Source organism: Proteiniclasticum sp. (genome assembly GCF_032054185.1).
Classification (GTDB): Bacteria; Bacillota; Clostridia; order Clostridiales; family Clostridiaceae; genus Proteiniclasticum.
The window spans coordinates 1-18,099 of sequence record NZ_DAMBTF010000056.1 but is presented as its reverse complement, the minus strand read 5'-3'; the positions used below and the strand labels follow the sequence as shown (position 1 = coordinate 18,099).

The window sequence follows — 18,099 nt, the reverse complement described above, 5'->3', positions numbered from 1 at the left end:
TTATCTCATTGAAGTATAGAGGCGCTCAACAGTCTTTCAAGTTCACGGAATGTATGATTTTACAAGGAGGCCAATAATGAATAAAAAAGATAACAATCTTAAAGATGGAAATATGGACCACAGTAAGATGGATCACAGTAAGATGGATCACAGCAATATGGATCACAGCAATATGGATCACGGCAAGATGGACCACAGTAAGATGGATCACAGCAATATGGATCACGGCAAGATGAATCACAGCAATATGGATCAAGGCAAGATGGACCACAGCAAGATGGACCATAGCAAGATGGACCATAGCAACATGGATCATGATCGTGGTGCAATGGGAGGGCACGCCCACCACCATCATGGTAGTTTCAAGGAAATTTTCTTGAAATCACTCCCATTGGGAATTGCAATCTTATTTATTACTCCCTTGATGGATATTCAATGGCCTTTCCAAATCATCTTTCCTTATGCAGACGTTGTAGCAGCTGTCTTGGCAACAATTCTGTATCTTTATGGCGGGAAACCTTTCTACATGGGTGCGAAGGATGAGTTTATGTCAAAAGCACCCGGCATGATGTCCTTGATTACTTTGGGAATAACGGTTTCCTATGTGTATAGTGTTTACGCAGTGGCCGCTCGATATGTGACCGGCGAACATGTAATGGACTTCTTCTTTGAGTTTTCAACTTTAATTTTAATTATGTTATTTGGACATTGGATTGAAATGAAGGCATTGGGTGAAGCTGGAAATGCGCAAAAAGCTCTAGCAGAATTGTTGCCCAAAGACGCTCATGTTGTTTTAGAAGATGATTCGATTGAAACTCGCCCTGTGTCTGAACTTCAAGTTGGAGATGTTATCCGAGTTCAAGCAGGAGAAAATGTTCCAGCTGATGGTATTATTATTCGCGGAGAATCCCGTGTAAACGAGTCTCTCTTAACGGGTGAATCTAAGCCAATCGAAAAGAATATTAAAGATCAAGTCATTGGTGGATCAACAAATGGTAGTGGTGTTCTATATGTAGAAGTAACAGAAACAGGCGATAAGTCCTTTATCTCGCAAGTACAAACATTAATTAACCAAGCACAAAGTCAGCCTTCTCGAGCAGAGAATTTGGCCCATAAAGTAGCTAGCTGGTTGTTCTACATTGCAGTAATAGCAGCTGTAATCGCTCTAGTAGCCTGGATGATCATTGCAGATTTACCTACAGCCGTTATCTTTACTGTAACGACGTTAGTTATTGCCTGCCCACATGCTTTGGGTCTTGCAATTCCTTTGGTAGTATCACGTAGTACTAGTTTGGGTGCGAGCCGAGGATTACTAGTTAAAAATAGAGAAGCGTTGGAATTAGCTACTAAAGCGGATGTCATGGTATTGGATAAGACGGGTACATTAACGACGGGAGAATTTAAGGTCCTGAACGTTACACATTTGAGCGGTGCCTATACACAAGAAGAAATTATTGTCTTAATGGCCGGCATCGAAGGAGGCTCTAGTCATCCAATTGCCCAATCGATCGTCCAGCATGCAGAAAAGAACGGTCTCAGCCCTGTATACTTTGATTCCATTGAAGTTATTTCAGGTGCAGGAGTAGAAGGCGAAGCCAATGGTCACCGTTATCAATTGATTAGCCAAAAATCATATGGAAAAACGTTGGATATGGAAACGCCGAAAGGCGCCACAGTGAGCATACTCGTCGAAAATGGCGAAGCAATCGGCGCCGTTGCATTGGGAGATGAACTAAAGGAAAGCAGTCGAGATTTAATCCAAGCGTTGAAAAAGTACGGAATCGAGCCGATCATGGCTACCGGTGATAACGAAAATGCTGCACAAGGAGTGGCGGAAGAGCTAGGCATTCAATATAGAGCAAACCAATCTCCCGAAGATAAATACAATCTAGTCGAGTCCATGAAAAATCAAGGCCAGACGGTTATCATGGTAGGAGATGGCGTCAATGATGCACCCTCTCTTGCTTTGGCAGATGTGGGTGTGGCCATTGGGGCCGGGACGCAAGTGGCCCTGGATTCTGCCGACGTCATTCTGACCCAATCAGATCCGGGAGATATCGAATCCTTCATTGAATTGTCCCGAAATACCACCCGTAAGATGAAGCAAAATCTTGTCTGGGGAGCGGGTTATAACTTTATTGCTATCCCGATAGCCGCTGGTATTTTGGCTCCTATCGGAATAACTTTGAGCCCTGCGCTTGGAGCAGTATTCATGTCCCTCTCCACTGTTATCGTTGCGATCAATGCAATGCTTTTGAGATTAGACCCGAAATAAAACGAAGCAGGAACAAAAAAACACTGGCTGGTGTGCTGTACAAGGATATACGTACACCCACGGATTTCTGAGAAAAAACAGGACTCCATCATTTTAATCTGGACCTGATTTCAAGGACAATATCGGATAGTAATTCTTAACACAATTTTACCCGCAGCTCTTTTTATTGAGTTGCGGGTTTTCTGCTTGTAAAGATTTCATTGTGGTTAGAAACCAAATGGTTTATAATATTTTCTAATAAGGCATGGAGGGACTATTATGAAAAACTCGGACATGATACGACAGCTATGTGAACAAATGAATATCAGTGTCTCCGAATTGGCTAGACGATTAGGTCAGTCGCCACAGAACTTCGGGAAGAAGCTGAAGCGTGAAACGATTACCTTAGAAGAACTTAAGACCATAGCAGATGTGATGGATGTAAAGTTTGAACAGGCTTTCATTCTGCCTGATGGGAAAGAAATAAAAACAGGAAATGAGTAAAGGCGGCGGTCTACTATGATGATCAGCCCGGAAGGATATTATGAAGAGTATCTCAAAGGAAAAACAAAAGAGCAGATTATGACCGCTATACGTGGGCTTAAGCAGGAAATAGGCCGTCTTAAAAATACGATGGAAAGCCCAGACTATGGCCAAGAAGAAATTGTGCATCCGAGTGAAGATACGCGCCTTCACTGGACTCGTGAGTATTTGGAAAGAGCTAAGCAAGCTTATGCTGAGGTTGGTGGAACTTATACTTTATCAAAATCAGAAGAAAAGGCTGCTGACTTTGATTCAAACATGGATTTCATCAGCAAGATTATTTTTAGCATTGGCGGTTACTTTGGTGGTTATCGCAGCTATGTAATAGAGCTATCAGATGGATTGAGAGCATATACAAAGTTATGGGAAGATGAAGAACCACTTGTTCTGCTTGATGAAGATGATGAACCTTTCACAAAGGAAACCTTTATAGCTGCTCTGGCTGACCTTCACATTGGTGAGTGGCGCAGAAGATATTCAACACTGCGTTTTGGTTACACAGTATGTGATGGCACGCAGTGGGAGTTAGAATTTGAATATTATAATGGCCACAAGACGGTAAAGTTTGACGGTGATAACTCATACCCGTATAACTTCGATAAGTTTCAGATGCTATTTGGCATTGATGATACGGAGGAGGATGATGAGTAAAATCGATTATGTAAAGGAGGTTCAAAATTGGATAAAAACAAATTGAAAGCGTTATCATTTGATGAGCTGCGCACTTTGTATAGGAACTTTCTACATAGCCAAGACATTTCAAAATTAACGATCGATACTGCTTATAGTGACACCTTCTACCTATGGAGAAAAGGCAGCAAAGACCTTTTCTGGGATACAGTGACGGATACTGATTTTGAAAATGTGGCAAAGAGTGAACTAATAAAGACTCTTTCCGAGCACTCGACTGGAAACGTTAAGTCACTAGCGAGTAATTACTTGTCCCATTTAAAACGATTTCGTTTATTTTTGTCATCAAATGGGACAATGGAATCCGTTGAGATTAAAAAACCAATTAAAGTAAAGCCAATAAATATGAGTCGAGAAATAATAATTAATAAAATGTATGTTGGAGGCTATCTGTTAGAGGGCGATAATATAGGCCATGAAATCATCAATCTCTATAAGGCGGATGATGGAAAAAACTATATCTATCTCAATTCACAAGGAACAATAGACTTATCTCATGGAAAAAATAGAATAACTGTTTTGATGGTGAGAAAATTTGCAACGAAAACATATAAAGTGCTGGCCAAGGCAGATGGGGTTATGATTCTTGATTTTGCGGACAGCAGACTACCGCGAAAAGAGAGATATAAAGGGCAAGTTGCATTAGGACTGACATATGGCGGAATAAGCCTTGTAGATCTATTTAATGAGAATTCTTTTCGCGGTAGTCTAGAAGATGAAAAAAATGCTTACGCAACGTTTATTGCAGATAAGGTTATAAAGCCGAAAATGCAGATATATATTACAGATGATGCGTCAGCAAGTGGTGACAACACCTTTTTCGTTCGTACATATAAAGGATTTGGCAAACAAACATTAAGGGAATTCTATAACGAAAATGAAAAGCCGGATTCTTTCGTTGATTTGAATAAGATAATTGAGAACAAAGAGTTATGGGAAGAGGCAAACACGACACAAGCAATTTCTGAATTACCTGAACCTCAAAAAGATCCATACTTCAATTTCATGAAAATAATCAAACATGAGGACAATGAACTCGCTTTTTCGAACATGTTTGCTTACTTTTTCAATCTCAATAGAGATGCCTTTTCTCTTTTTGCTAACGATGTTCTGCATATCGAGATGCAAGCAGATTTCACTATTGAGAGAGAAAAGAAAAACATTGACCTGCTTGTATCAGATATAAATAATGTCGTCGTAATAGAAAATAAAATAAAATCGAGCATCAATGGTATTAATGACCGTCACGATATCTACAGTGATCAAGTACAATCACAACTAAAAAAATACTTTCAATTTGTTACCTCTGATGATGATTATTGCTCGAAAACAGCAAGTTGCTTTATATTTTCACCCAATTACAATCGCATTGAACTGAGCAAATTTTCGTGCGGTGAAAAATATACTGTTATTTATTATAGAGAAATTTATAATTTCTTCATTGAACATAGAAAACTGTTTGATGATGTGCCTTATTTTAATGACTTCATTAATGCAATGTACAAGCACACAAAGGACTATGATAATGAGTTAGAGGAAGAGATGCAAAGAAGATTTCAAAATACGATTTACAATGCAAAGAAACGGTAGAAATAAGTGGAGGGATAAAATGAATAAAATAACCATCGAGTTTTTTCATGACGTCATATGCAGTTTTTGTTTTCCAATGTCCTATCGGATGCGGCAGCTCCAAAAACTGATGCCGGAAATAGAAATCGTGCATCGCTCCTATGCCTTAGTGAAATCGGAACGCGATTTCGACGCGATGTTTGGTTCAAGAGCAGCAGCCAAGGCTGAGATTATGAGTCATTGGGAACATGCAAATCATAATGATGACCACCATCGGTTCAACATCTCCGGAATGCGCCAGACAGACTTTTTGTTTCCGTCTTCTATGAAAGGCCTTATTGCATGCAAAGCGGCATACTTCGTAGCGGGCGATGCTGGGTATTGGGATGTTTTTGACGCGCTGCAAAATGCCTTGTTTGTACAAAATCAAAATATTGAGGAAAACGAGATTATCGAGGACTGTGTCAGAGAAAGTGGTATAGACTTTGAGTCCTGGGTGCACCATTACAATAGCATAGAGACAAAAGATGCAGTAGAGAGTGACTTTCTTCTTGTAAAACAATATAACATTCAAGGGGTCCCGGCACTCGTCATAAATGGGAATCAGCAGATTAGCGGCGCACAACCCTTATCTAAAATTATCCAAGTCATAGAGGAAATTACAAAAGGAAAAGAACAGCCGACATCTGACGGAGCTTCCTGTCGCTTGGTGGACGGAAAAATCGAATGTGAATGATCCATTTGAAAAGTATTGATATGTTCTCACGAACAGACAAAACCATTGCTATGTTCCCTCGTCCCTAGAAAGAGCAAAAAAGGTCGTTGATCTGTTTCCACTAACGTAAGATACCAAAATTGGCAACTGACATCATAAAAAATGACTCGGGCCACGTTGAGACGGTAGTATTGATGTCAAGGATAGAGAAGTAAGAGTGGAGAAACTTGAGTAAATAAGCACTTACCGTGATTTGAGAACTGGCTTTAAGCCAGAAGGATAATCACGGTTTTTTATTTTGAGGGAACTTATCTAAGACTATGAAAGTGTAAGGTTGAGTGGCTAGATTTACTTTAGGGATTATGAGTTGATAAGATAACTGACAAAAACGTAGTGAGTTGACAGGATTATTGTCAAAAAATTAGAAAACATTTACACTTCATATTGACCGAGTCAATATAATGAAGTACAATAAATATTAGGTGGGATCATAGCCCTGCACCAGGAGGTGAAAACTTGATAGGATTAGAATATATTTTAAACCTCTATAACCTTCAACATATAGAACTTGCAGAAAAACTTGGCATTAAAAAACAAAATATAAACATGTGGGTGAAAGGGCGACAGAACATTCCAAAGAAATATCTACCGGTTTTAGAAGAACTCTTTGGTATTGATCAGTCCTACTTTGGAAGTGAGCTTAGTGAAATTGATCAGTTAGAAATCCAGAAGGAAAAGCTAAAAAGAGATTTGAAGCCTGTAATCAAAAAGCATGAACAGCAGTTTTCTTTGGGAGAGATTAATGATCTTGTTGAAGTTCCCATCTATGATAAAGAAGAAATGAATGCAATAGAGCGAGATATAGAAAAGGCCAAGCTGGTATCTAAGTTTAAGGCCGCGATGGATGTAGTAGATAATAATCCATACTTGGAGACCTATAAGCTTATCGTAGAACTACTTGAAAAAGTGCAACATGAATCAGTTCTACACAAAACGGTTGAAGCGCTGGCCCACTATTACGAAGTCTTACCTGATTGGGTAAGCAGCGAACCGGAACAAGAAGGCTTTGAAAGCGAAATATTTGAAGTCTTTGATGATCATAACTATTGAACATTTGGAGGGAATATTAATGGCTGAGAACACAGGAAACATAGGATTTGAAGAGACACTTTGGAAAGCGGCAGACAAACTGAGAGGCAGCATGGATGCCAGTGAATATAAACATGTGGTACTGGGACTGATCTTCCTTAAGTACATATCCGATAAATTTGAAACAAAGTTTAATGCGCTAGTAGAAGAAGGTGCAGGCTTTGAAGAGGACCGGGATGAGTATGAAGCAGAGAATATCTTCTGGGTCCCTAAAGAAGCGAGATGGACATATATCAAAGATAATGCAAAAGACTCTAAAATTGGTCAGTACATTGATGATGCCATGATTCTTATTGAGAAAGAGAATCCATCACTTAAGGGTGTACTGGATAAACGCTACGCAAGACCAGAAATCGATAAAAGAAGACTCGGAGAACTGATAGATCTTATTTCAACCATCAAGCTTCATCAAAATGGAGAAAAGGACTTACTTGGTAGAGTGTATGAATACTTCCTTGGGCAGTTTGCCAGCGTTGAAGGAAAAGGCGGTGGAGAATTCTATACGCCAACCAGCGTAGTTAAAACTTTGGTTGACATGATCGAGCCCTACCAAGGTAGAGTCTACGAGAGAATCATTCAGAGATTGATACAATTTAATGAACCTCAAACTTGCTACGCTTAAGGGTATGCAAACTCAAAAAGGGGTGTGCAAGGTAGAAGCCGAGGATATCTCGGCTATTTTAAATTGGTAGCTTATTAATATAATATTAATAGAGTATAAGTAAAAGAGAAAGTAGAAATTTGAAGGGAGATTACGTGCTGTCAGAGAATAACATCACATGGGGGCCATTCATGGGATATACAGCAACTTCAATGTGGTACATATCTTTCTTATAAATTTCAGTTTAGTACTGGCGGTTGTGCTCTTGGTGATGGGGTTGGCAAGAAGTGATAAACGCCATTTGGGTGATATACTCGCAGGAACGCAACTAAAAGTAGATGCATATAGAGACAGGGACTTTTCTCCCATAGAATAATCTTTTAAATGGTTGAGTAGACTCTTTTTTCTTTATCTGAGTATATTACGGCCATATTGAAAGAAAAAAATGCATTAAATTTATAAACCGTTGATAACAAAGCCTTACTTAATATTGCATATGAGTGTAGCAGATTCAGTTTGGAGAAAAAGTTAATATCATTATAATTAATACAGCAATGAGAATACATCTTGACAACAAATTAACAGTACAAGTAACAAAGAAAAAACCCAGATATAAATCTGAGCTTTTAAATGGTACAAAATGCTTTTTTGTTTAAAATTTAGATGATTAAAAAAAGATGTTCCATTAAGAATTTACTTGTATTTTTTTGCAATGAAGTATTCAACCAAAGGGTATGTTATCATCGCAAAGCCTAACACAAGCAGCAAAAACAGATTAACTGTACCATTTACGATTTTATCAGCAAATACAGCCAACATTATGATGAATAATAAAATAGTATAACTTATTTTGGAACTTTTCTCTATTATTTTTTGTCCAAGTTCATCTTCTTGATATAGACCTTTTTTTTCTTCTTTGTCTCCCCAAGTAATGGTAGCTACAAACATCATTACAAAAGTTCCCATTGCTAACACATCATACATTTCGATAGTTTTTCCTAATGCAATTTTATAAATAATATTTGCTATCAGCACTAAAGTAGCAACACCAAATACACGCATTAGATTACGTCTTTTTATCATCTTTTTCCTCTCCTTCATTTAAAAATAAGTAGTCTACTTTTACACCTAGTATTGTTGCTATGTTAAATGCTAATTGTAAACTCGGATCATATTTGTTGTTTTCAATAGCGTTGATTGTCTGTCTACTTACATTACATAAATCTGCCAACCCTCCTTGGGAAAGATTATTCTTTTCTCGATATTCTTTAATTTTATTTTGCATATGAATCCCACCTTTGAGATTATGTAAAACATCTTTTACACCTTTATTATAAAACAAAATGGAATAGCTGTCAAATACTTTTTACACTCATTCCATTTTTAAGAATTATTTGAACTTCTTCCTTCTCATAAACCGTCACATAATCAACTAGGCTATTCCATAAAAGTGGGGCGAATTCTGAAATCAATCCATCTTGTTTTTGCAGTTCATTTAGGAATATTTCTAAGTTTTTATGCCTAGTAATTTTATCTTTAATCTGCTCAGTTACAGATTCCAACTCAGCTTTAGTGACATCAAATTTTTCTACAAGGCTGTCGTATTTTCTTTGGTACTCTCCTTGATCTAAGGCAACATTGGCGTTTTCATTAATGCATTGCTGTATCAGCTCAGTGACAATCTCCATTTCATTTTGAAGCTCGGTCTGTTTGGTTTCTAAGGGACCAGTGTCATACAGAATATCCTTCATGGATTCGAAGTTTGCTATGATTTCATCCTTGTCTTCCAGGAGCTTATTAACAGCCTTCACGAAAAGTTCTTTTATTGTATCTTCATCGAGGTGGGGAGTGGAGCATTTTTGCTGTCCGTTGAACTTATGGTTGCATTGCCAGACTGTACGTCGGTATTTGCTGTTTGAATGCCATACCATAGAACCGTACCAGCTTCCACATGAGCCGCATTTTATCTTTCCAGAGAATATATGAACACCGCTGTGACGATTGTTTGCAGGGTTTCTTTTTTCTAACTCGTTTTGGACCAGGTCGAAGACCGCTGGCTCAATAATCGCTTCATGGTTATTCTCAACATAGTATTGAGGAATTTCACCCTCGTTGGCTTTCTTCTTTTTGGTAAGAAAATCTACGGTGTAGCTTTTCTGCAAAAGTGCATCTCCTTTGTACTTTTCATTTGTGAGGATGCGCTTGATGGTGCCTGCGTTCCACTTATCTTTCTTCGCGGGTGATAAAATGCCGTCTGCGGTAAGCTGCTTGGCAATACCATAAGGCGTCATGCCCTGTAGGAACATGCTGAAGATCCTCTGGATTATAACTGCTTCATCGGGGTTCAAGACAAGGTTGCCATCTTCACCCCGATCGTAACCGAGGAAGTGCCCGAAGGGAACCGTAACCTTCCCGTCTGCAAATCTCTTGCGCTGTCCCCATGTGACGTTCTCTGAAATGCTGCGGCTTTCTTCCTGGGCAAGGGATGACATGATGGTGATTAGAAGTTCGCCTTTAGAATCTAAGGTCCAGATATTTTCCTTCTCAAAATAGATCTCGATTCCTTTTTCTTTCAATTGACGAACGGTGGTGAGGCTGTCAACTGTGTTCCTTGCAAACCGGCTGACTGACTTGGTAACGATGAGGTCAATCTTGCCGCTTAAGGCGTCCTGGATCATGCGCCTAAAGCCTTCACGCTTTTTGGTGTTGGTACCGGATATCCCTTCGTCGGTATAAACCTTCACGAACTCCCAATCGTCTCGACTTTTAATAAAATTGGTGTAATAATCGACCTGCGCCTCATAGCTTGTGAACTGTTCTTCGCTGTCGGTGGATACGCGAGCGTAGCCAGCTGTGCGGCGTTTTCTTTGCTCATTAATTGGCGTGGAAGAAAACTGCCTGAGTGTAGCAGGTATGGTTTTAACGTTTTTAGTTGTCTTTGTTCTGCTCATGCTTTTTCCTCCATGCCTCTTTCATTTTCTCAGCTTGCCTTTTCTTTCTTTCCTCTGACCAGGCGGGTTGTCTGCGTTTAAACTGCCATTGTTTTGTGATCTTACTGCCATCCTTCAGCTGAAAGAGAAGCTCTGTGTTGGAAACCACAGTGATGCTATCAACTTTTTCTTGAAAGATAGCTTCGTCAAACTCTTTAATGGAAAGGACATCGCTAGATATAGTTTTTAACATGTTCTCTTCCAATCCGCTGTGGCCGCAATCTGTGTGAGGGGGACACCGCCAATGGTGGGCCTTCTGACCACTTACTCGGGGGCTTGTGTTTCTGCGTAGGTTTTGCCCGCACTTACTGCAGTTTATTTTTCCGGTGAAGCAAGTGATGTTTCCAGAGCTTCTTGGGTTCTTTTTACTGTAGGCTGACTTTGCAGCGCGAGCTTCAGGTGTCCACCAATCCTTCCTGGCCGTGGATTTCCATTGTTGAGGAATAACGCTACCGTCATGTAAATGAAAGATGAGTTCATCTGTTCCATTCACCACAATTTTTTCAACTTGATCCAGGAAAAAATCTTCATCAAATTCTTCTAAGCCGAGCACCTGGGCACAGACACCTTGGAGTATCTTCTCTGGGATGTTTTTGGCGCTGCACTCTGACACGCCTTTGCGGTCTTTAGTCTGGCAAGTCCAAATGTAATAAACATCACTTGAATGCTTGCTTTGTCTTTTGCCGCTGCGCCTATAGCTGACACCGCAGTTTCCACACTTTATCTTGCTTGTAAAGCAGGTGGTGTTGATTGATGGGTTTGCGAAAACGCCTAACTTTCTGCGCCGTGCGATTTCAGCTTGCACCTTTTTATAAGTTTCTAGGTCAATGATGGCTTCATGAGAATCTTCTACCCAGTACTGTGGGAGTTCGCCGTTGTTGGGCTTTAACTTGTGTGTGATATGGTCCTCAATAAAACCCTTTTGTAAAAGCATGTTACCGGTATACTTTTCATTCTTAAGGATCGCCCGAATTGAGGTGTTTGAAAAACGTCCACCGGTATATGATTTGACACCCATTTCTTCAAGCTGCACCTCTGTTTGTTCGGCGGACATTCCTTTGATGAAATTATCATAAATCAGCTTTACAATCTTGGCTTCCTCTGGCTCAACAACAAACTGTTCTCCATTCCAGCGGTAGCCATAAATATTAAAGGAATTAGGCTTTCCTTTCTGGAAATTCCTTCGAGCTGTAATAAACCGGTGACTTGTAGTACCACCAGCTGACCACACCAGAGCCTCGGTCCATATCATAAGCACCACAGGTCATGGCATTTTGAGCTCCGGCGCAGTACCCAGCGTTATGCCAGGTGATCCCGTCAAAGGATGCTATGATATTAGCGAGGCCCACGATCTTGGCAATAAAGACTCCATCCGCAGCATAAAGTATCTCAGGCTGCCCATGACTCCACCAAGGAACACTGACAACGGTCCATTGTTTGGTGGTCTTGTTCCAGTAGGACATATAGGGAGTCTTTGCATAATAAACAGCTATCTGAGCGTTTCCATTATCATAGACATTAATCTGTCTTTCACTTCCGTATTGGGTGTAGCCAAAATTGTTATAGTACTTCTTGGTCCAGCTTAAGGTAGGAATAGGAAGGACAATACTTCCTCTGCCACCAAAAGCTGCCCAGATGGCCAAGGTGTTATTAAAATTACGATCATAGCTCATGGCTTTCCTCCTTAAACTTTCTCAATGGCTGTAATTCTTCCGCTGGAATCGGTGGACTCGTGGGTACTTGGAAAAAGCTAAAGAGACCTTAAGAGAGAATATGAAAGGGGCATTCAAATGAAAAAAAAGGATTTGATGCATGAAATTAAAAATCAATATATAGAAAAACAAGGGTATCACGATGTTACTCACACTCATCATCAAGGACATGAGTCAGCTTCACACGCTTCATGTATCACTGTAGTTCCGATCTTTAATCATTTAGAAGGAGAACAGATGGAGGAAATTATGAAAGTAACGAAATCGACCTCTTTTAAAAAGGGTGAAGTAATTTACCGAGAGGGAGATATATCCGACTTGTTATATATTGTAAGTAAAGGGAAAATTCGAATTTACCGTTTGTCTGAATCAGGAAAAGAACAATTAGTGAGAATATTAAATCCAGGCGATTTCACTGGAGAGCTTGCCTTGTTTCGCGAATCAATTCAGGAAGCATATGCAGAAGCAATGAGTGATACCGATGTATGTATGATTAGTAGAAATGATTTGCAAGAATTTTTATTAAAGTACCCTACTATATCTTTGAAGATTTTATCGGAATTCTCTAACCGATTAGAAACATCAGAAAAACAAACAACTAGATTTGCCACAGAGAAGGTAGATACTAGATTAGCACTGTTTCTTGCAGAATGCATGGAAAGCGGAGATGGTCCAATGGAAATTGAATTGCCAATGAGTAAAAAGGATTTAGCCTCTTATCTAGGAACTACTCCAGAAACTATTAGTAGAAAGTTAGCTGACCTTGAAAATGAAGGATATATAAAACAAAAATCAGGTAGAAAGATTGAGATTTTGGATTTAGATGGATTGTTGTTGGTATAGATGTGATAATATAAAGTAAAATAGTAGTAAAAATTATTAAAACATTTAAAAAAGACTAAACTTGATTTAGATCAATTTAATTTCTTTCAATCCATAGTATTATACAATCAAGATAAAGAAAAAATAAAACAAGAAAGAAGGAAAAAAATATGTCAAGACAATTAAATTTTAATCAAGTAAAGGAAACTCATTTAAAAACATTAGCACAATATGTTCCAGTTGTAGCAAAAGTTCATGGAGGAAATCATCCAGAATTCTACCAGGTTCGTAAAGTATATGATGAACTTGCAAAGAAAGCAAAAGATGCGGGAGTAGAAAAGCCGGACTTAAAAGAGGAGTTTGTAAAATTACGTGAAATCACAGATAATTATACAGTTCCAGGTGATGTATGCGAAAGTTATGAAGCAGTATATAACATGTTAGCAGAATTAGATAAAGCATATGAAGCATAAAAGAAAACAAACAAAGTAATGGAAAGATATAAATAATCTAATAGGGAGGAGTATGAATATGCAAAAAATTATATTAGGAAGAAAAAACCATATTACAATAGTAAGTGCAATTTTAATAATAATTGCATTTGTCAGTAAATTAGGCTTCGAAAACGAACAAATAGCCATATGGGCATTAGTAATTGCTTCAATTTTGGGAGTTTCACCTATTGCGATTCAAGCGTATCAAGCATTAAAAGTCAAAGTAGTTAGTATTGATGTTTTAGTTACCATTGCAGTTATCGGAGCCTTTATAATTAGAAACTACGAAGAATCAGCAATTGTTACATTTTTATTTCTATTTGGAGCTTATCTAGAACAAAGGACACTTAATAAAACACGTTCTGCAATTAAAGAATTAACTCAAATGGCACCAGAAAGTGCCTTAAAACAAGTGGAAAATGGTGAGTTTGAAGAAGTAGAAATAGATGAAGTTGATGTAGGAGATATTTTGCTTGTTAAAACGGGTGCAAAAATCCCAGTTGACGGTACAGTGTTAACAGGAGAAGGGCATATTAATGAAGCAAGTATTACAGGAGAAGCGGTTCCTGTAAGTAAAAAGAAAGATTCGGGGGTATATGCCGGAACAATTTTAGAAAATGGAACTATTCAAATCACTGCTGATCGTGTAGGTGAGGATACTACTTTTGGTAAAATCATTGAGTTGGTTGAAGAAGCACAGGATTCAAAATCAGAAGCAGAACGTTTCATTGATAGATTTTCTAAATACTACACACCAGCTGTTTTAGTTCTCTCTTTTATTGTATGGATATTTTCAAGGGATATTGAACTTGCAATTACAATATTAGTTTTAGGATGTCCAGGAGCATTGGTAATCGGTGTACCGGTTTCAAACGTCGCGGGGATTGGCAATGGAGCACGTCATGGAGTCCTTCTAAAAGGTAGCGAGGTTATTAGTGACTTTAGCAGACTAGATACCATGGTATTTGACAAAACAGGTACATTAACAATAGGAAATCCCAAAGTAGCTGATAAAGAAATTTATGCAGATAATGTATATGAAGTATTAGGGTATCTAGCAAGTGTTGAAAAGGAATCAGATCATCCATTAGCAAAAGCAGTTGTAGAATATATTGGAGATATAAAATTATATACAGTTGAAAAAACAGATGTTGTAAAAGGTGGAGGAATTGTAGCTCATATAGAAGGTCATAAAGTTGCAGTCGGTAATGTGGCACTAATGGAGCAAGAAAATATTCTTTTAAGTGAAAAAGCTCGTGCAGATATTGCCAGATTTGAGAAAAATGGAAATTCACTTGTTTTAACATCAGTTGATGGTGAATTAAAAGCATTGATGGGTATTCGTGATCAAATTCGCCCGGGTGTAAAAGATGATCTTAAAAAGTTGAAAAAACTTGGTGTTAAAAATCTAGTAGTTCTTTCTGGTGATAACCAAGGAACAGTTGATTTAGTAGCACGTGAACTAGGACTTACAGAAGCTCATGGACATATGTTGCCAGAAGATAAAGCAACATATATTAAAGAGTTACAAGAAAAAGGTCAAATTGTGGCATTTGTTGGAGATGGAGTAAATGATAGTCCTTCACTAGCTCTAGCACAAATTGGAATTGCTATGGGAAATGGAACAGATGTAGCAATCGAAACTTCAGATGTTGTTTTAATGAATTCAGATTTCAGCCGCTTGCCACATGCATTAGGTTTAACAAAAGCAACCGCTAATAACATGCTTCAAAATATTATTATTGCAGTAGGGGTTGTATTAGTCCTTCTTGCCAGCGTATTCTTTAGTGAATGGATGAACATGTCAATCGGTATGTTAGTACATGAAGTAAGTATATTAGTAGTGATTTTAAATGGTATGAGGTTGCTACGCTACAAACTATGAAAATAAACAACAAATTAAGCTGTTGATGCAAATCAATTTAATGATGATAATAATCGAGTATAATAAAATCGATATAAACTAAAGGAGAGAAGAAAATGCAAAAAGCAACGATTCAATTAGAAACATTAACATGTCCGTCTTGTATGCAAAAAATAGAGAATGGTGTGAAATCTTTGGACGGGGTAAGTAAAGAGAGTTTAAAAGTACTATTTAATTCAAGCAAGGTGAGGGTGGAATTTGACGATGAAAAAGTATCTATAAAAGACATTGAACATGTTATCGACAAATTAGGTTATGAAGTATTAAAATCCCAGGTCAAAAATATTTAAGTAGCGAACCAATTAAGTTTGTATGGGAGATAGTGTTTGGGAAGCATTTTTTCCTAAGAACTGTATTAGAGGAGCTATGTAATAAATCCATACTTTGACTGATATGTTCTCACATACGAAAGCCCTCTGTGGATATGTTTCCACAGAGGGAATTTTCGATAAAAGCATTTGAGCCAATATTTCTTGACAGCTATGAATTCATCTCAAAACATCCAGAACATGGAAACATGTCTATGTTCTTTTAGATTGTTATCCAGATCAACAAGTTGCTTGGACACCCGATTTGGCTAGTTGGCTATATTATCGATTTTATTGGTTATTTATATTCTATAGAACCCGCTCTATTTTTTTATCTTCTGGGCATGAGGCTCCCATAATAAGATCGACGTTGTTTTTTATGATTACAGATTGTTTCATAATGCTCTTCATAGACCTATAGTCTGCTGATAGCGATTTTTTCGCACTCGAGCACTTCCGGTATTCTAATTGAAGATTTTTCATGGCAGGTATTTGCTTTGCTGAGAGCAAACTGAATGCTTGTTTCGCAGATTGATGAAGCAAAATATCCTCTGTGTTTGCTTCATAATACCTTCCTGAAAATCCGGACTCTCGATATGCTGTATATATCTCCTTCGTTTTCGCATAGTTAATGATATGCTTCTTCAACTCAGTAATCTCCGCCATTCGTTTTTCAAGATCCTTGATCTGCTGTGACAGCTCGTGATAACGATCCGTCGCAGCTTTTGTTTTTTCAACAAGTTTTTCATAGTCGGTGATGTTATTCTCCGTCAGAAAATTGATGGTCTGAGCCATCTGTTTCAGATTGAAAACTTTTGCCCAGCGCTCGTAGCCAGGACCTTTACCAGCTTGAAGTCTGGCCTGGATATCCACCAGAAGATTAATCTTGTCTGGATTTTTTCGATAAGGTCTTTTGACTTTTGGAGTGTGGACGGTCTTTCCGAGTATCGCAGATCTCAACTCTTCCTCAGAATATCCTTCTCCGAGGGATCGCAATCTTGTGAATTTCTGCTGACCAATAGCTTTAAAAGCGAGATGCTGCCCCTGTTTCACTTCATAACCATTCACCACCATCAGCTTCAGGAAGGTGTCAAAATCAGCTGGCTTTTGAACCATGACAGCATCGATGGTTTGTCTCAGCTTCTCCTGCCAGGATAGTGGTTTCTTATCGCCCAGCCACTTGCCGTAATGGGATGGTCCTTGCTTTGGCGCTTCAATGATAGAGAGCCCGTTCTCAAGGCAGAGTTTGTCGCTGATTTTCCGGATCACTTCACTGGAGCCAAGGAAATTTCTGAATTTTTGCGTATGGTCGATGGATGTAGAATTGAAAATGATGTGATTGTGGATATGGGCATGATCGGTATGTGTGGCGACAATAAATTGATACTTGCCTTTGGTAAAGCTCATGGCCAGCTCATAGCCGATCTCCTGTGCCCTCTCTGGGGTGATCTCACCTGGCTTGAAGGACTGCCGGATCTGATAGAGCACGATGTCGCTCTTCTTCTCTTCACTGCGTCCAATGTAGGTCTCATATTCTTTTTTGCAAAGCAGCATCTCTCCAGCAGCGGTTTCCGGTTCACAGCCATAGGCTTTGACGAGCTGTCCGCTGTTGGTTTTTTCTGGATTGATGGCATAGGAAAGGCGCTCATGCACCGTATGGGCCACGGTCTGACCTTTGATAACGTGCATGGGGATTAATCTCGTGGTTGCCACAGCGGACACCTCCTTCCAAAAGAAAAAGGCGCAGCAGATTGCTCCACCGCGCCCTTCACAGGATTATACTTTATCTTCTTAAATAGCTTTCAGGGAATCATTAAATACGCCAAGCAGTTCTACCAGGAATGCTGCGATCAGCGGCAGTCCGAAGGGACTGATCAGCCAGGCCAGGCCCATCAATTTCAGACCTTCCGGGACATCCTGCAGCAGGACTATGGTTCCTAGTGCGATGGCAAAGCAGACAAAAGCCACGATCCCCAGCACCATGGTAGACAGCTGACACAGCAAACGGCAGGCTGCAACAAGGATTGTTAAAGCCAGTGTGATTGGGAATAAGAACAACTTCATGAGAAATCTCATGCTGCACACCTCCGATCATTAGAGAATTTTCTTCTACCCTGATCGTAGCAAGGAATCCAAATATCGTCCATGTTGTCGAAAAAATTTTTAATCTATGGTGGAAAGGCGGGTCATGATCTGGTCCGCCTTTTCCCATACGCTCTTCAAACTGCTCTGGACATCCTCAATATCGGCTTCATAGATGCGTCCGGTCTCATGAGCCCGCTTGGCGTATTGATTCAGATTGTTGCTGCTTCTTCGAAGGAGCGATAC

At 39.1% G+C, this 18,099-nt stretch carries 18 protein-coding genes and 1 pseudogene; 11 read left to right on the top strand and 8 right to left on the bottom strand.

Annotation, left to right across the window (positions count from 1 at the left end; genetic code table 11):
* Positions 1-76 precede the first annotated feature (76 nt).
* The 7 genes and pseudogenes from RTX25_RS14550 to RTX25_RS14520 all read left to right on the top strand — a co-directional run.
* Positions 77-2,275: a copper-translocating P-type ATPase gene (locus RTX25_RS14550; RefSeq protein ID WP_312654630.1), complete on the top strand. Its 2,199-nt coding sequence runs from the start codon at positions 77-79 to the stop codon at positions 2,273-2,275.
* A gap of 258 nt (positions 2,276-2,533) precedes the next feature.
* Positions 2,534-2,758, top strand: coding sequence for a helix-turn-helix transcriptional regulator (locus RTX25_RS14545; protein WP_312654629.1), 225 nt, complete (start codon positions 2,534-2,536; stop codon positions 2,756-2,758).
* Between the two features lie 15 nt (positions 2,759-2,773).
* Positions 2,774-3,448: a hypothetical protein gene (locus RTX25_RS14540; RefSeq protein WP_312654628.1), complete on the top strand. Its 675-nt coding sequence runs from the start codon at positions 2,774-2,776 to the stop codon at positions 3,446-3,448.
* A 27-nt stretch (positions 3,449-3,475) separates the two neighbouring features.
* Entirely contained in the window at positions 3,476-5,077 is a 1,602-nt protein-coding gene (locus tag RTX25_RS14535; RefSeq protein WP_312654627.1) for a PD-(D/E)XK nuclease family protein, read from the top strand.
* 19 nt (positions 5,078-5,096) lie between these two features.
* Positions 5,097-5,792: a DsbA family protein gene (locus RTX25_RS14530; RefSeq protein ID WP_312654626.1), complete on the top strand. Its 696-nt coding sequence runs from the start codon at positions 5,097-5,099 to the stop codon at positions 5,790-5,792.
* A 495-nt stretch (positions 5,793-6,287) separates the two neighbouring features.
* Positions 6,288-6,881 carry a helix-turn-helix domain-containing protein gene (locus RTX25_RS14525; RefSeq protein WP_312654625.1) on the top strand — a complete coding sequence of 198 codons (594 nt, stop codon included), beginning with the start codon at positions 6,288-6,290 and terminating at the stop codon, positions 6,879-6,881.
* Between the two features lie 19 nt (positions 6,882-6,900).
* Positions 6,901-7,488, top strand: a pseudogene (locus tag RTX25_RS14520) (type I restriction-modification system subunit M N-terminal domain-containing protein); the annotation flags it as partial.
* A gap of 726 nt (positions 7,489-8,214) precedes the next feature.
* Here the strand turns inward: RTX25_RS14520 and RTX25_RS14515 are convergent.
* The 5 genes from RTX25_RS14515 to RTX25_RS14495 form a co-directional block, all read right to left on the bottom strand.
* Positions 8,215-8,604 carry a hypothetical protein gene (locus RTX25_RS14515; protein WP_312654624.1) on the bottom strand — a complete coding sequence of 130 codons (390 nt, stop codon included), beginning with the start codon at positions 8,602-8,604 and terminating at the stop codon, positions 8,215-8,217.
* Positions 8,588-8,806, bottom strand: coding sequence for a helix-turn-helix transcriptional regulator (locus tag RTX25_RS14510; RefSeq protein ID WP_312654623.1), 219 nt, complete (start codon positions 8,804-8,806; stop codon positions 8,588-8,590). The genes RTX25_RS14515 and RTX25_RS14510 overlap by 17 nt, the downstream gene beginning before the upstream one ends.
* Positions 8,807-8,876: 70 nt before the next feature.
* The gene (locus tag RTX25_RS14505) at positions 8,877-10,472 is read right to left on the bottom strand and encodes a recombinase family protein (protein WP_312654622.1); all 1,596 of its coding nucleotides are present in this window, start codon (positions 10,470-10,472) and stop codon (positions 8,877-8,879) included.
* The gene (locus RTX25_RS14500) at positions 10,450-11,763 is read right to left on the bottom strand and encodes a recombinase family protein (protein ID WP_312654621.1); all 1,314 of its coding nucleotides are present in this window, start codon (positions 11,761-11,763) and stop codon (positions 10,450-10,452) included. Before RTX25_RS14500 ends, RTX25_RS14505 begins: the two co-directional genes overlap by 23 nt.
* The gene (locus tag RTX25_RS14495; protein WP_312654620.1) at positions 11,669-12,184 is read right to left on the bottom strand and encodes a hypothetical protein; all 516 of its coding nucleotides are present in this window, start codon (positions 12,182-12,184) and stop codon (positions 11,669-11,671) included. The genes RTX25_RS14500 and RTX25_RS14495 overlap by 95 nt, the downstream gene beginning before the upstream one ends.
* A gap of 117 nt (positions 12,185-12,301) precedes the next feature.
* Between RTX25_RS14495 and RTX25_RS14490 the strand changes: the two genes are divergently transcribed.
* The 4 genes from RTX25_RS14490 to RTX25_RS14475 all read left to right on the top strand — a co-directional run bounded on the left by RTX25_RS14490 (position 12,302) and on the right by RTX25_RS14475 (position 15,753).
* Complete coding sequence (locus RTX25_RS14490) at positions 12,302-13,066, top strand: Crp/Fnr family transcriptional regulator (RefSeq protein ID WP_047001640.1); 765 nt, start codon at positions 12,302-12,304, stop codon at positions 13,064-13,066.
* Positions 13,067-13,215: 149 nt separating this feature from the next.
* Positions 13,216-13,518, top strand: coding sequence for a hypothetical protein (locus tag RTX25_RS14485; protein ID WP_047001639.1), 303 nt, complete (start codon positions 13,216-13,218; stop codon positions 13,516-13,518).
* Between the two features lie 58 nt (positions 13,519-13,576).
* Positions 13,577-15,424: a heavy metal translocating P-type ATPase gene (locus RTX25_RS14480; RefSeq protein WP_312654619.1), complete on the top strand. Its 1,848-nt coding sequence runs from the start codon at positions 13,577-13,579 to the stop codon at positions 15,422-15,424.
* 95 nt (positions 15,425-15,519) lie between these two features.
* On the top strand, positions 15,520-15,753 hold the full coding sequence (locus RTX25_RS14475; protein ID WP_012658662.1) for a heavy-metal-associated domain-containing protein: 234 nt from the start codon (positions 15,520-15,522) through the stop codon (positions 15,751-15,753).
* Between the two features lie 327 nt (positions 15,754-16,080).
* Here RTX25_RS14475 and RTX25_RS14470 read toward each other — a convergent pair whose 3' ends face one another.
* The 3 genes from RTX25_RS14470 to RTX25_RS14660 all read right to left on the bottom strand — a co-directional run bounded on the left by RTX25_RS14470 (position 16,081) and on the right by RTX25_RS14660 (position 18,030).
* Positions 16,081-17,484, bottom strand: a complete 1,404-nt coding sequence (locus RTX25_RS14470) for a relaxase/mobilization nuclease domain-containing protein (protein WP_312654618.1) — start codon at positions 17,482-17,484, stop codon at positions 16,081-16,083.
* Between the two features lie 78 nt (positions 17,485-17,562).
* On the bottom strand, positions 17,563-17,835 hold the full coding sequence (locus RTX25_RS14465; RefSeq protein ID WP_312654617.1) for a CD1845 family protein: 273 nt from the start codon (positions 17,833-17,835) through the stop codon (positions 17,563-17,565).
* A 99-nt stretch (positions 17,836-17,934) separates the two neighbouring features.
* Complete coding sequence (locus RTX25_RS14660; RefSeq protein ID WP_397428566.1) at positions 17,935-18,030, bottom strand: hypothetical protein; 96 nt, start codon at positions 18,028-18,030, stop codon at positions 17,935-17,937.
* Between the last annotated feature and the right edge of the window lie 69 nt (positions 18,031-18,099).

What these genes read in the sequence shown, in the direction of transcription:
- RTX25_RS14550 (WP_312654630.1), top strand. Translation starts at nt 77, where the DNA reads ATGAATAAAAAAGATAACAATCTTAAAGATGGAAATATGGACCACAGT.
- RTX25_RS14545 (WP_312654629.1), top strand. Translation starts at nt 2,534, where the DNA reads ATGAAAAACTCGGACATGATACGACAGCTATGTGAACAAATGAATATC.
- RTX25_RS14540 (WP_312654628.1), top strand. Translation starts at nt 2,774, where the DNA reads ATGATGATCAGCCCGGAAGGATATTATGAAGAGTATCTCAAAGGAAAA.
- RTX25_RS14530 (WP_312654626.1), top strand. Translation starts at nt 5,097, where the DNA reads ATGAATAAAATAACCATCGAGTTTTTTCATGACGTCATATGCAGTTTT.
- RTX25_RS14515 (WP_312654624.1), bottom strand. Translation starts at nt 8,604, where the DNA reads ATGATAAAAAGACGTAATCTAATGCGTGTATTTGGTGTTGCTACTTTA.
- RTX25_RS14510 (WP_312654623.1), bottom strand. Translation starts at nt 8,806, where the DNA reads ATGCAAAATAAAATTAAAGAATATCGAGAAAAGAATAATCTTTCCCAA.
- RTX25_RS14505 (WP_312654622.1), bottom strand. Translation starts at nt 10,472, where the DNA reads ATGAGCAGAACAAAGACAACTAAAAACGTTAAAACCATACCTGCTACA.
- RTX25_RS14500 (WP_312654621.1), bottom strand. Translation starts at nt 11,763, where the DNA reads ATGATATGGACCGAGGCTCTGGTGTGGTCAGCTGGTGGTACTACAAGT.
- RTX25_RS14495 (WP_312654620.1), bottom strand. Translation starts at nt 12,184, where the DNA reads ATGAGCTATGATCGTAATTTTAATAACACCTTGGCCATCTGGGCAGCT.
- RTX25_RS14490 (WP_047001640.1), top strand. Translation starts at nt 12,302, where the DNA reads ATGAAAAAAAAGGATTTGATGCATGAAATTAAAAATCAATATATAGAA.
- RTX25_RS14485 (WP_047001639.1), top strand. Translation starts at nt 13,216, where the DNA reads ATGTCAAGACAATTAAATTTTAATCAAGTAAAGGAAACTCATTTAAAA.
- RTX25_RS14480 (WP_312654619.1), top strand. Translation starts at nt 13,577, where the DNA reads ATGCAAAAAATTATATTAGGAAGAAAAAACCATATTACAATAGTAAGT.
- RTX25_RS14475 (WP_012658662.1), top strand. Translation starts at nt 15,520, where the DNA reads ATGCAAAAAGCAACGATTCAATTAGAAACATTAACATGTCCGTCTTGT.
- RTX25_RS14465 (WP_312654617.1), bottom strand. Translation starts at nt 17,835, where the DNA reads ATGAAGTTGTTCTTATTCCCAATCACACTGGCTTTAACAATCCTTGTT.